At 41.7% G+C, this 14,168-nt stretch carries 9 protein-coding genes; 3 read left to right on the forward strand and 6 right to left on the reverse strand.

Features of this window, described 5'->3' with window-relative positions; all coding sequences use genetic code 11:
* Window positions 1-45: 45 nt before the first annotated feature.
* The 3 genes from QUE46_RS12605 to acs form a co-directional block, all read right to left on the reverse strand.
* A complete protein-coding gene (locus QUE46_RS12605) occupies window positions 46-1,641 on the reverse strand; it encodes an AbgT family transporter (protein ID WP_286245042.1) in 1,596 nt (531 codons plus the stop codon).
* Between the two features lie 299 nt (window positions 1,642-1,940).
* Window positions 1,941-2,591 (reverse strand): response regulator transcription factor, encoded by a 651-nt coding sequence (locus QUE46_RS12610; RefSeq protein ID WP_286245043.1) that lies wholly within the window; start codon window positions 2,589-2,591, stop codon window positions 1,941-1,943.
* Window positions 2,592-2,695: 104 nt separating this feature from the next.
* Window positions 2,696-4,636: an acetate--CoA ligase gene (acs, locus tag QUE46_RS12615; protein ID WP_286245044.1), complete on the reverse strand. Its 1,941-nt coding sequence runs from the start codon at window positions 4,634-4,636 to the stop codon at window positions 2,696-2,698.
* Between the two features lie 418 nt (window positions 4,637-5,054).
* On the opposite strand from acs, the gene QUE46_RS12620 reads away from it, so the two are divergent.
* Window positions 5,055-6,224 (forward strand): DcaP family trimeric outer membrane transporter, encoded by a 1,170-nt coding sequence (locus QUE46_RS12620; protein ID WP_286245045.1) that lies wholly within the window; start codon window positions 5,055-5,057, stop codon window positions 6,222-6,224.
* 399 nt (window positions 6,225-6,623) lie between these two features.
* Window positions 6,624-8,750 carry a TonB-dependent siderophore receptor gene (locus QUE46_RS12625; RefSeq protein WP_286245046.1) on the forward strand — a complete coding sequence of 709 codons (2,127 nt, stop codon included), beginning with the start codon at window positions 6,624-6,626 and terminating at the stop codon, window positions 8,748-8,750.
* 148 nt (window positions 8,751-8,898) lie between these two features.
* On the opposite strand, the gene recA is transcribed toward QUE46_RS12625, so the two are convergent.
* On the reverse strand, window positions 8,899-9,942 hold the full coding sequence (recA, locus tag QUE46_RS12630) for a recombinase RecA (protein ID WP_055015397.1): 1,044 nt from the start codon (window positions 9,940-9,942) through the stop codon (window positions 8,899-8,901).
* 65 nt (window positions 9,943-10,007) lie between these two features.
* Complete coding sequence (locus tag QUE46_RS12635; protein WP_286245047.1) at window positions 10,008-10,499, reverse strand: CinA family protein; 492 nt, start codon at window positions 10,497-10,499, stop codon at window positions 10,008-10,010.
* A 21-nt stretch (window positions 10,500-10,520) separates the two neighbouring features.
* Between QUE46_RS12635 and mutS the strand changes: the two genes are divergently transcribed.
* The gene (mutS, locus tag QUE46_RS12640; RefSeq protein WP_286245048.1) at window positions 10,521-13,106 is read left to right on the forward strand and encodes a DNA mismatch repair protein MutS; all 2,586 of its coding nucleotides are present in this window, start codon (window positions 10,521-10,523) and stop codon (window positions 13,104-13,106) included.
* A 67-nt stretch (window positions 13,107-13,173) separates the two neighbouring features.
* Here mutS and rpoS read toward each other — a convergent pair whose 3' ends face one another.
* Window positions 13,174-14,148 (reverse strand): RNA polymerase sigma factor RpoS, encoded by a 975-nt coding sequence (rpoS, locus tag QUE46_RS12645; protein ID WP_286245049.1) that lies wholly within the window; start codon window positions 14,146-14,148, stop codon window positions 13,174-13,176.
* Window positions 14,149-14,168 lie beyond the last annotated feature (20 nt).

Genomic DNA, 14,168 nt, shown 5'->3' on the forward strand with positions numbered 1-14,168 from the left:
AAAGGGCTCTCCCCTTTTGCTGGCTTTTTTATGCCAATTAACGTGTTAAGGCGTATAGTAAATAGGTGATTCAGGCCCTACTGGCAGCCCTAAAGCAAACACCCATACGTAAAATAAAATAACCCAGCCAATAAAAAATACAATACTGTATGGCAGCATAGTGGCTACTAATGTCCCTATGCCCATGTCTTTTTTGTATTTAACTGCCACCGCTAAAATTAAGCCAAAATAGCTCATCATCGGGGTGATTAAGTTAGTCACAGAGTCACCAATACGATAAGCTGCTTGAATGGTTTCTGGCGCGTAACCAATAAGCATAAGCATAGGCACAAAAATAGGGGCTGTAATTGCCCACTGCGCCGATGACGAGCCTAAACTTAGGTTCACCAATGCACACATTAATATAAACAGCACAAACACTTCTGGGCCAGTCAGGTTTAACGCTTGTAACAGTGCTGCACCATTAATTGCCAAAATAGTGCCTAAATTAGTCCATTTAAAAAAGGCCACAAACTGGGCTGCAAAAAATACTAATACGATATATAAGCCCATTGAGCTCATGCTTTTACTCATTGCGTTAATTATATCTTTGTCGTTTTTCATGCTGCCAACAACACGCCCATAAACAAAGCCTGGCACACTAAAAGTAACAAATATAATTGCGACTATTCCTTTTAAAAAAGGCGAGCCTGCCACTTGGCCTGTTTCTGGGTGGCGTAAAATGCCGTCGGCGGGAATAATCGTCCAAGCAAATAACGATAGCACCACTAATAAAGCAACGCCCGCCCATTTTAGGCCGGTTTTTTCAAGTGTGGTAAGGGTATCAATATTGTTTTGTGATAAGTCTATACTGGCTTCATCTGGGTTGTATTTACCTAAACGTGGCTCTACTATTTTTTCGGTTACAAGTGTGCCAAGTGCGGCAATAAGTAATACTGATATCATCATGAAATACCAGTTTGCCTCGGCACCAACCTCGTAAGTTGGGTCAATCATTTGTGCTGCAGGTGTTGTGATACCGGCTAATAATGGATCTATCGTACCGAGAAGTAAATTAGCACTGTAACCACCAGACACACCAGCAAATGCAGCCGCTAAACCGGCTAATGGGTGGCGCCCCAAACTATGAAATATCATCGCTGCAAGCGGAATTAACACCACATAGCCAAGCTCAGATGCGGTATTAGACATAATAGCCGCAAACACCACCATAAAGGTAACTAAACGCTTTGAGGCGCCCATCACCATACCTCGCATGGCAGCAGAGAGTAGCCCTGAGTGCTCAGCTACACTTACCCCTAATAGCGCCACCAATACCGTGCCTAAAGGCGCAAAGCCGGTAAAGTTAGTTACCAAGCCTGCCATAATACGTTGCAGCCCCTCTGCGCTGAGCAAACTAACTACTTCAATAACGCCGTCAGGCGCACGCCCTGCTGCGCCAATAGGCCTTGGATCTATTGCACTTAGTCCAAACCAATCAGCTATACCGCTGATCAACACAATTGAAACTGCAAATATTGCAAATAAAGTAATGGGGTGAGGAAGCATATTTCCTAAAAACTCAACGGTTGCTAAAAAGCGATTAAATAAGCCGTTATTGTCTTTAGGTTGATTATTAGGTGAGTGTGTGGAGTCTGTCATACTTGGCTCTATAAATTACAAAATTGCGCTAACCTAGCATTGTTTGCAAAAGAGATCATGTATAAAAGGTAAATAACGTGTAGAAAATAAGTTTAAAAAATAACGCTAGTAGGGCGTGTCAGATTTTAGATTCAAATTTTTAATCTCGCCACAAACACCTAAGCCATTGTATGTTTACAAGCTGATTGCCTATAAATAAGAAACAACAGCTGTACTAAGGCTTTACTTTGTCTAAACACCAAACACACAGCTGTAAGTGTCACCTCTAATGATAAACAGGCCTTAGCACTTGTAATACTTTAAACTTGCTCTATTGGTTCTAGTTGTAATTTAGCTGCAATAAGAACGGCTTGAGTACGATTGTAAACACCAAGCTTTCTAAAAATTGCGGTAATGTGTGCTTTGACTGTTGCCTCAGAAATATGTAATTCGTAAGCTATTTGTTTATTTAGTAACCCTTCATGCAGGTATTGCAATACACGATATTGCTGCGGCGTGAGCGATGCTACCTGCGCGGCAATCTCTCTGTCCTCTCCTTCTATTTCGGCTACTTTATTTTTTAACTCGTTTGGAAGCCACGTATCGCCTTCAAGTATTTGGTTAATAGCATTTGCAATATCATCTGAAGATGATGACTTAGGAATAAAACCCATTGCGCCATACCCCATCACCTTAGACACTATATTGATGTCTTCACTCCCTGAGACAACCGCTATGGGTAAACTTGGGTAGTCTTCGCGAATGCGGATCAGGCCATATAAATCGCCATTACCTGGCATGTGTAAATCTAGCAGTAATATATCAAGATCTTCTTGTTCGCTAAGTACTTGCAGTGTGCTGTCAAAATCTGATGATTCAAATACTTCTAAATCGTCAAACTTAGCACTTAATGCTCCTTTTAGTGCCTCGCGAAATAACGGATGATCATCCGCTATTAAAAACTGACTCATGGTTCGCTCCTAATAAATTCGGCTGCCAATAAGGTATAACATACTTACTGACAGCCGATATACTACGTTTAGAATCAACTTGTAATCAAGTTTTTAACGCGCATTTAACGATTTAATCTGTTTTCTATAAGCTCATCTACCACGGTTGGGTCTGCAAGTGTTGATGTATCCCCTAACTGTTGGTGCTCATTTGCGGCTATTTTACGTAAAATTCGACGCATAATCTTACCTGAACGCGTTTTTGGTAAGCCTGGCGACCATTGAATCATATCGGGGGAAGCTATCGGGCTTAGTTCTTTACGTACCCAATTTCGTACTTGAGTGGTCAGCTCATCACTTACAGTAACGCCTTCATTTGGCGTAATGTAAACATAAATACCTTGGCCTTTAATATCATGCGGATAACCTACTACTGCAGCCTCTGCTACCGCTTCGTGAGCTACCAGCGCACTTTCTATTTCAGCTGTACCTAAGCGATGTCCTGATACATTAAGCACATCGTCTACACGCCCTGTGATCCAGTAATAGCCATCTTCATCACGACGACAACCGTCACCTGTAAAGTAAACACCAGGGTAAGCACTAAAATAGGTTTGTTCAAAACGTTCATGATCGCCATAAACAGTACGTGCTTGTGACGGCCAGCTATCTAAAATTACTAAGTTACCATCAACCGCACCTTCTAGTGTATTACCCTCTGCATCATATAACGCTGGTGCAATACCAAAAAATGGATGCGTTGCTGAGCCAGGTTTAGTTTGAGTTGCACCTGGCAGTGGAGTGATCATAATACCGCCCGTTTCGGTTTGCCACCATGTATCTACAATTGGGCAATGAGCATTACCAATATTTTCGTAATACCAAGTCCATGCTTCTGGGTTGATGGGTTCACCCACCGAGCCTAAAATGCGTAAGCTTTCACGCTTTGAAGACGCTGTAGGCTCATCGCCTTTAGCCATTAACGCACGGATAGCTGTTGGTGCAGTGTATAAGATGGTTACGCCGTGTTTATCAATCACCTCGCCCATACGTCCGGCTGTTGGGTAGGTAGGCACGCCTTCAAATACCACTTGCGTACAGCCATTGACCAATGGCCCATAAGCAATATAACTGTGACCAGTGATCCAACCAACATCAGCACTACACCAATATACGTCGTCCTCTTGTAAATCAAACACGTACTCGTGGGTCATTGATGAGTAAACTAAGTAACCACCTGTAGTATGCACAACCCCTTTTGGTTGACCGGTAGAGCCCGAAGTATACAAAATAAAGAGTGGGTCTTCTGCATTCATATGCTCCGGTTCACATTGCGCCGGTTGGTCAGCTACAAGGTCATGCCACCAAATATCGTGTTCGTTCCAATCAACTTCGCCACCGGTTAGCTGGTGCACAATAACGTGCTCAATACTCGTTACAGACTCTTGTGCTACGGCTTCATCAACATTCGCTTTTAAAGGAACACAATTGCCCGCACGGCGACCTTCATCGGATGTGATCACCACTTTAGCGCCTGAATCTTTGATTCGATCTGCGATTGCAGAAGGAGAAAAACCACCAAATACAACCGAGTGAATAGCACCAATACGTGCACACGCTTGCATAGCGTATATGGCTTGCGGCGTCATTGGCATATAAATGGCAACTCGGTCACCTTTTTGTACACCCAGCTTTTTTAAGCCATTGGCAAAGCGTGCCACTTCATCATGTAATTGTTGGTAGGAAATGTTTTCACTTTGGCTTGGGTTATCACCTTCCCAAATAAGTGCAACTTTATCGGCTTTGGTTTTTAAATGGCGGTCAATACAGTTATAAGAGGCATTTAAAACGCCATCTTCGTACCATTTTATATCGATATGGCCCTTATCAAATGAGGTGTTTTTTACTTTAGTATACGGAGTAAACCAATCTAAGCGCTGGCCATGTTCACGCCAAAACCCTTGTGGGTCATCAATCGACTGTTTGTAGAGTGTATTATATTTTTCGTTATCAACTAACGTCGTTTTTTCAATATGTGCAGGAACAGGATAGATACTTTGTGACATCTCAGTCTCCATTTTAATAACTTGCCATGATTAAAGGATTACTCAGCAGTACTTTATTAAGTATTAGACCTTAGTTGTACAACCCTTCTAATTAACGTTTTGTGGTTTATAATCGCGCCGCTCATGACTTTTTTACAAATAAATACAGTACGTTAAATATAAGTAAGTGACTGCTGAATTACTCTTAAACCTTCGTCTTATAGACCAATAGGTAATTGAGTAAATTTTACACATATTTAAAAGTGGTTTTTGAACACTTAAATAATGATGTGACCATGCTGCTTAAGCTCTTATTTAACAAATGAAATTAGTAGCGTGACGCAAATAAGTTTTTATTCGTTAGTAATACCTGTAGCAAGTAATACATTTGAACGTTTAAAAAGCAACAAACAACAAGTAGCCTTTAAAGGACACCACAATGAAATTTACCCCATTAAAAACGCTGGCAGCGAGCGCTGTATTATGTGCTTTATCTAGTACGGCTTACGCGGCAACTGCAGCTAAAGTAGGTAACACCGAATTTACTTACGGCGGCTATATTAAACTAGACACCATGTGGAGTGATTACTCTGCAGGCGCCCCTTCGGGCTCTAGTGTTGGTCGTGATTTTTATGTGCCAAGCACGCTGCCAGTTGGTGATGATGACGATTCTGATGCTGTATTTGACATGCACGCACGCGAATCGCGTTTTAACTTTGGTACATCCACATTGATGGATAATGGTAAAACAGTTAAAACTAAAATTGAGCTAGACTTTTTGGCATCGGCACCTGGCGGTAACGAGCGGGTATCAAATTCATACGCGCCGCGTATTCGCCATGCATTTGTTACTTACGACGGTTGGTTATTTGGCCAAACATGGTCAAACTTTCAAAACGTAGGTGCACTTGCTGAGACGCTTGACTTTGTAGGCCCAGCTGAGGGCACTGTATTTGTGCGCCAAACACAAATTAAATACACAACAGGTGCATGGTCGTTCTCACTGGAAAACCCAGAAAGTACCATTACCACACAAGGTGGCGCGCGTGTAGAAACAGACGATGCATCTCTTCCTGATTTTACAGCACGTTACACACACAATGCCGATTGGGGTAACTTTGTAGTTGCTGCGCTTGCTCGACAACTTACTTATAAAGTAGGCGATGTTGACGCCGATGAAACCTCATTTGGTATAAGTGCATCAGGGCGTGTAAATTTTGGTGAAGACTACCTTAAATTTATGCTTACTCAAGGTAAAGGTCTTGGTCGTTACGTGGGCTTAAATGTTGCCCACGGTGCAGTGCTTAATGGCGATGAGCTAGACGCAATAGACTCAACATCTGGTTTTGTTGCATATCAACATAAGTGGACAAGCCAGTGGCGCTCAACTTTCTTATATTCTTTCTTTAGTGCTGACAATAACACTGATTTATTAGCTATCTCTGGCGATCCTGTTGAATCTAGCCAAAGCTTTAGCGCAAACATTTTATACTCACCAGTTAAGCGTTTAACATTTGGTGCTGAGTTTAAGCATGCCGAGCGCGAAACAGAAAGTGGTATTGACGGCGACTTAGACCGTTTACAGTTTTCTGTAAAATACAATTTTTAATTAGACATATTGATCACACCAAAGCGGCTTAGGCCGCTTTTTTTTAGCTAAATAGCGCTAACTCTATTTAATAACACTGTGACAGTTATAGTATTTAAGTATGCTTTTTTAGGGGTGAGATTTTCAGTAATTTAAACGTGATTAGCACGTAACTAACTTAAATAACGCTATTTGAAAGAGCTCAATAAAGCTTGCAAAGAAATAGCACATCCATCTTTGCTTTTAAGAAATATTTCCTTAGCGCTAAACTAAGCGGCTATTTAGTTACTAAAATCCACTAAATTCCCACAATTTCGAATAACGACTAATTATTTTGCACAAACAACAACCCGGTTATTGAAAATCACTCTCATTTAGATTATGTTATGCACTTCTTTTTTGAACCTATTGGAAAAACACATGTCGTCCCAACAAATTTTGCGTTTATCTAAGCTCAGCCTTATTACTTCACTCGTTTTATCTGGTCATGCATTTGCACAAGAAACTACAAAAAATACAGATGATTCATTAGAAAAAATAGCGGTATACGGCCAGCATCATAAAAACTACATCACAGAAGATGCGCAATCTGCTACAAAATTAGGCCTAACAATCAAAGAAACACCTCAAAGTATTTCTGTTGTTTCTCGTGCTTTAATGGATGATTTTTCACTAGATGATATTAACTCAGTACTCGAGAGCACGCCTGGTGTAACTGTAGAGCAAATAGAAACTGACCGTACTTATTTTAAAGCCCGTGGCTTTGAAATAACAAACTTTCAGGTTGATGGTTTGGGAATCCCACAAAGCTCTGGTTCTATTCAAGGCACTTTAGATACTTCTATTTACGATCGAGTAGAAATTGTACGTGGTGCAAACGGCCTTATGACAGGCGCAGGTAACCCTTCTGCAACTGTAAACATGGTGCTAAAAAAACCAACCTACATAACACAAGCACATGCGTCTTTATCTTACGGCTCTTGGGATAACAAACGTTTAGAGCTCGATTATTCTACACCGATTAATGATGATCACGCTGTACGTGCAGTTTTTACAAAGCAAAAAGCTGAGTCATACCTAGATCGTTACGAAACAGATAAAACAATTGGTTACCTAGCCTACGAAGGCAAGCTAACTGACGATACAACATTAAGTATTAACTATGTTAACCAACAAAAAGACGCCGATAGCCCTCTTTGGGGTGCACTGCCTCTTTACTATACCGATGGCACAGCAACAGATTACGACGTATCTACAAGCACTGCAGCTGATTGGTCATACTGGGATAACAGCGCAGAGCAAGTCTACGTAACACTTGAACAAAACCTATCAGCGACATGGGTTGCAACGGCGCGTTATGCACACATAGAAAATGAGCAAGACTCAGAGCTATTTTACGTATACGGCACACCAGATAGAGAAACAGGTCTTGGTTTAACGGGTTACGCAAGCCGTTACGACTACGAAGATAAGCATGATTTATTTGACTTGTACGCCAGCGGTAAATTTGATTTATTTGGCCAAGAGCACGACTTATCATTTGGTGTTAGCCAAGCAAAAATGGATTACAACGAGCAGTCGCTTTATGACTACACCACGGGCAACGGCTTTCCTGCAATGCCATCGCTTGACACGTGGGATGGTGTAGCGCCTGAGGCAACTCTTGCTGATGGTTTAAACGGCAGTGAGATAGAAAACAAACAACAATCAGCCTATATATCTACTCGCATAAAATTAAGCGCACCGTTAAGCGTACTTGCAGGTGTTCGTTACACTGATTGGGAAACATCAGGCACCGCTTATGGTGTTGAACAAACCCGTGACGATAGTGAAGTTATTCCGTATGTTGGAGCTGTATACGATTTCAATGAATCACTTTCAGCTTATGCAAGTTATACAGAAACGTTTGTTCCACAAAAAGAACTTGATATAAATGCTGAGCAATTGGCGCCAATTACAGGTAAAAGCAGCGAAATTGGTGTAAAAGCACAGCTTTTAGACGACCAAGTTTTTGTTACCTTTGCCTACTTTGATGCAAAGCAAGAAAACCTAGCCGTCGCATTACCGGATTCATTACCAGGCGATACTCGTTATTATGGTGCTGATGGAATCAACAGTGATGGGTTTGAAATAGAATTAAGTGGTAAAGTAACCGACGATTTAAGTGCAAGCATCAGCTTTAGTAATTTAAGTATTGAGGGTGATGATTTAGTAAAAGATTACACACCAGAAAACCAACTTAAGCTAGCAGCGACTTATCAAGTTCCGTTTGTTGAAGGCTTAACATTTGGTGCTAACTACCGATGGCAAGACTCTGTTAGCCGCGTTCAAGTTGAAGATGCAACCGGTGCTGCACTTGTAACTACTAATCAAGATGCTTACGGTATTCTTGATTTAATGGCTAACTACAAAATTACAGAAAATGTAGGGGTTACTTTTAACGTTAATAACACCACAGACGAAAAGTACCTACACAGCCTATACTGGGCTCAAGGTTACTACGGTGCCCCACGTAACTACGCTCTATCGGTAAACTGGCAGCTATAAGTTACTTTATTAAGTACGGCATTTAATTTTAAACGGCACTTTTTAGTGCCGCTTTTGTTTTAAATTTAAATACAAAAAGGCGCTAACCAGTAATGGTTAGCGCCTTTTAAAGCTCGGGTCAAATCAAGCTTAGAGAACGTTGTATAGCTTAAAGGTCAGGCTCATCACCTAATACGTCTTCACCATCTTCTGGCTCAACGGTTGCTTTTAATAGCAACATGTCGCGTAATTTTCCTTCAATTTCATCAGCAATTTCTGGGTTTTCTTTTAAAAACTTAATAGAGTTTGATTTACCTTGGCCCACTTTATTGCCATTGTAACTGTACCAAGCACCTGCTTTTTCAACAATTTTGTGCTTTACACCTAAATCAATGAGCTCACCTTGCTTCGAAATCCCCTCACCATACATGATGATAAATTCAGCTTGTTTAAATGGTGGTGCAACCTTGTTTTTAACTACTTTAACGCGGGTTTCGTTACCTACAACCTCATCGCCTTCTTTTACAGAGCCAATGCGGCGAATATCAATACGTACTGATGCATAAAACTTAAGTGCATTACCACCTGTTGTTGTTTCAGGGTTACCAAACATTACACCAATTTTCATACGAATTTGGTTAATGAAAATACATAACGTATTTGAGCGTTTAATATTACCTGTAAGCTTACGTAGTGCTTGCGACATTAAACGTGCTTGTAAGCCCATGTGCGAGTCGCCCATGTCGCCTTCAATTTCAGCCTTTGGTGTAAGCGCTGCAACAGAGTCAACAATAACAACATCTACAGCACTCGAACGTACTAACATGTCACAAATCTCTAGTGCTTGCTCACCGGTATCTGGCTGAGAAACTAACAGCTCATCAATGTTAACACCTAACTTTTGTGCATATACCGGATCAAGAGCATGCTCAGCATCAACAAAGGCACATGTTTTTCCCTCTTTTTGTGCTTGTGCGATAACTTGCAAAGTAAGCGTTGTTTTACCTGATGATTCAGGACCATACACTTCAACAATACGCCCCATAGGTAAACCGCCTATGCCTAAGGCAATGTCGATCCCAAGTGAGCCTGTAGATACAGCATCAATGTTTAGGGCTTTGTTATCGCCCAGTTTCATAATTGACCCTTTACCAAATTGACGCTCAATTTGTGATAGTGCAGCGTCTAACGCTTTTTGTTTATTATCGTTCATTCTGTTCTCCAAATCCGGCTAATGCGAACAAGTATACTGTATGAAATCACAGTATCAAGTGAAATTTATAACTTTATCTGCTCTATTGTTTTTTTCAACGCAAATTCAATAGCTTGAGCCCTAACCTGCGCTCTGTCACCACTAAATATTTGCTCAAATGTAAATTGTTCATCGGCAATTTGCAGGCAAAACCATACAAACCCCACAGGTTTACCAGGTGTAGCGCCGCCCGGTCCTGCAATACCAGAAATAGCAATGGCCACATCGGCGTTAGCCACGCTTTTTGCACCAAATGCCATCTCTTTTACGGTTTGCTCACTCACTGCACCAAATTGCTCAAGCGTAGTGTTAGCTACATTTAACAGTTCATGCTTAGCTTCATTACTGTAGGTAACAAATGCGCGGCCCAAATAAGCAGAGCTACCAGGCGTATCTGTCAGCGCATAACTCACCCCACCACCAGTACATGATTCAGCGGTAGTGATCCATAAGCGTTTATCCGTTAAAATAACGCCCAATTGCGCAGCAAGTGTTTTAATCTCTTGATGTAATTCCATATTCAGCCTTTGGGTAAATACATGTCGTTTGATCTTTATGCACCGCACACTATAAAACAACAAACCCCTATGATGCAGCAGTATCTAAAAATAAAATCAGAGCATCGCGATATTTTATTGTTTTATCGTATGGGGGATTTTTATGAACTCTTTTTTGACGACGCTAAACGCGCGGCTCAATTACTCGATATTTCGCAAACGCATCGTGGTAAAGCCGGCGGCGATCCTATCCCTATGGCAGGCGTACCTTATCACGCGGTAGAAAACTATTTAGCGCGTTTAGTGCAAATGGGCGAATCGGTTGCTATATGTGAGCAAGTTGGTGACCCCGCTACCAGTAAAGGGCCCGTTGAGCGTAAAGTAGTACGTATTGTTACACCGGGTACTATTTCAGATGAAGCACTATTGCAAGAGCGTCAAGATAACTTACTCACTAGCGTATGGCAAAATAAAAAAGGGTTATACGGTATTGCCTACCTTGATATAAATTCCGGGCGCTTCAACGTAGTTGAAGTTAACACCGACGAAGCATTTACTTCAACCCTACAGCGCTTAGCGCCCGCAGAGCTTTTATACTGTGAAAGCTTTGAAAGCACACATTTAATTGAGCATGTAAAAGGAGCGCGCCGACGCCCTGAATGGGAGTTTGACCTAGATACCGCTCAACATTTACTGTGCGAGCAGTTTGGCACAAAAGATTTAGTCGGTTTTGGTGTAGATAAAGCTTATGCTGCTTTAGTTGCTGCGGGTTGCTTAATGCAATACGTAAAAGACACACAACGTATAGCGCTACCGCATATCCGTGCCATTACCCTTGAGCATAACGAACATGCCGTTATATTAGATGCTGCAACGCGCAAAAATTTAGAGCTAACCGTTAATTTATCAGGTGGCTTTGAGAATACCTTAGCTCAGGTACTTGATAAAACTGCCACAGCCATGGGGTCACGTTTACTTAAACGCCGCATTCATACACCTGTGCGCAATAAAAATGAGCTTAACTCACGTTTAAATGCCATTAGCGCTATTTTAAATGCGCAGTTATATGGCGAGTTACACGATTCATTAAAAGAAATTGGTGACATAGAGCGTGTAATAGCACGTCTTGCTTTATGCACCGCACGCCCGCGCGATCTAACTCGGCTTCGCAGTGCCCTACAAGCACTCGCACCATTGCATGCATTATTAAACGATGCTAATGATGAGCGTATTGCTAGCATTGTTCGCCATTCTCCAGAGCTGCCTGAGCTACAGGCTTTACTTGAGCGTGCTGTTATTGATAACCCACCGGTACTCATTCGCGATGGGGGCGTTATTGCACCAGGCTACAACAGCGAGCTCGATGAATGGCGAAACTTGAGTAAAGGCGCTACCGATATACTTGAGCAACTTGAGCTTAGAGAGCGCGAGCGCACGGGGATCAGCACATTAAAAATTGGCTATAACAAGGTGCATGGCTTTTTTATCGAAGTTAGTCGTGCAAATTCGCACTTAGTACCTGCTGATTATATTCGCCGCCAAACGCTTAAAAATAATGAGCGCTACATAATACCTGAGCTAAAAGAGCACGAAGACAAAGTACTTGGTAGCCAATCAAAAGCGCTTGCGCTTGAAAAACAGTTATATGAAGAACTATTTGAATTTATAGCTCCGCATATTGAACAGCTTCAAATGATGGCTAGTGCATTGGCCGATTTAGATGTACTCAATAACCTAGCAGAGCGAGCACAAACGCTAAACTATGCAAAACCACAACTATGCGATGATGATAATATAAGCATTAAGCAAGGTCGCCACCCAGTGGTAGAGCAAGTAATGAAAGAACCTTTTATTGCCAACCCTGTGGAGCTAAATAGCCAGCGTAAAATGTTGATCATCACCGGTCCAAACATGGGTGGTAAATCAACCTACATGCGTCAAACAGCACTTATCGTATTGATGGCACATATTGGCTGCTATGTCCCTGCTGATAGTGCAAAAATTGGTAATATTGACCGAATATTTACTCGTATTGGCGCTAGCGACGACTTAGCCTCTGGTCGCTCTACTTTTATGGTAGAGATGACAGAAACCGCCACAATATTAAATAATGCGACTGCGCAATCTTTGGTATTAATGGATGAAATAGGCAGAGGCACCAGTACCTATGATGGCTTATCACTTGCTTATGCAACAGCTGATCATCTGGCACAAAAAATATCTGCAAAAACATTATTTGCTACGCACTACTTTGAATTAACGGAACTTGCCGAGCAAAAAACCGGGCTGGTTAATGTGCACCTAGATGCCATAGAGCACAACGACACCATTGCATTTATGCATACGGTGCTTGATGGAGCGGCAAGTAAAAGCTTTGGCTTACAAGTCGCTGCGCTTGCCGGCGTGCCTAAATCCGTAATAACCCAAGCAAAACAAAAACTTAAGCTACTCGAAAACCACCAAAGTGTGACTTCACCTAATGCTGAGCAGCAGGCGTTTTCATTTGCTAATGAGCTACCTGCACCTGAACCCTCTGAGATTGAAGAGCAGCTTAGCGCAATAGACCCAGACAACCTATCGCCGCGTCAAGCACACGAGTTACTCTATAAGTTAAAAGCACTGCTTTAAGTTTGGCATAAAAAAAGCTGAAGGTTTTACCCTTCAGCTTTTAAACACATAGACAGTATAAAAGGGGTTACGAGAACTGGTCAAACAAGCTTTCTGTGCTTAACCCTTCTTGTTGTAAAATATCTTTTAAACGGCGTAATGCTTCTACCTGAATTTGTCTTACGCGTTCTCGCGTTAAACCTATTTCACGGCCCACATCTTCAAGTGTTGATGGCTCATAACCAAGTAAACCAAAGCGACGCGCTAATACTTCACGTTGTTTAGGGTTTAACTCACCTAACCAATCTACAATATGTTTGTTAATGTCGTTGTTTTGAACTTCACCCTCAGGGCCTGAGCTTTTTTCATCGGCTATAATATCTAAAAGTGCGCTGTCGTTCTCACCGCCAATTGGCATATCAACTGAGGCAATTTTTTCGTTCAAGCGTAGCATTTTTGTTACGTCTTCTACGGGTCTGCCTAGGCTTTCTGCAATTTCTTCAGCAGTTGGCTCATGATCGAGCTTTTGTGTCAGCTCACGTGCAGTTCGCAAGTACACGTTTAATTCTTTAACTACATGAATTGGTAAACGAATTGTGCGCGTTTGATTCATAATGGCGCGTTCAATTGTTTGGCGTATCCACCATGTTGCGTAAGTTGAAAATCTAAACCCGCGCTCAGGGTCAAACTTTTCAACAGCGCGAATTAAACCAAGGTTGCCCTCTTCAATTAAATCTAAAAGTGCTAATCCTCGGTTATTATAACGGCGGGCAATTTTTACAACTAAACGTAGGTTACTTTCAATCATACGCTTGCGAGATGCTTCACATCCACGTAGCGATTTGCGGGCAAAAAATACTTCTTCTTCTGCGCTAAGTAGGGGAGAAAAACCAATTTCTCCTAAATAAAGTTGAGTTGCATCAAGGTTTTTAGTGACTTCCTCTTTTGCAAATATCTCTTCTTCGTTATCTACCTCTTCAAGTAGTGCTGCAGTTTCTTCTACTGCGGTGTCATCAAATTTTTCGTCGGTGGTGTTTTTGTCAAGTTTTGCTGCGTTAGCCATAAGCCTTCTCCCGAGCAATT

It is taken from the genome of Pseudoalteromonas sp. MM1 (assembly GCF_030296835.1).
Taxonomy (GTDB): Bacteria; Pseudomonadota; Gammaproteobacteria; order Enterobacterales; family Alteromonadaceae; genus Pseudoalteromonas.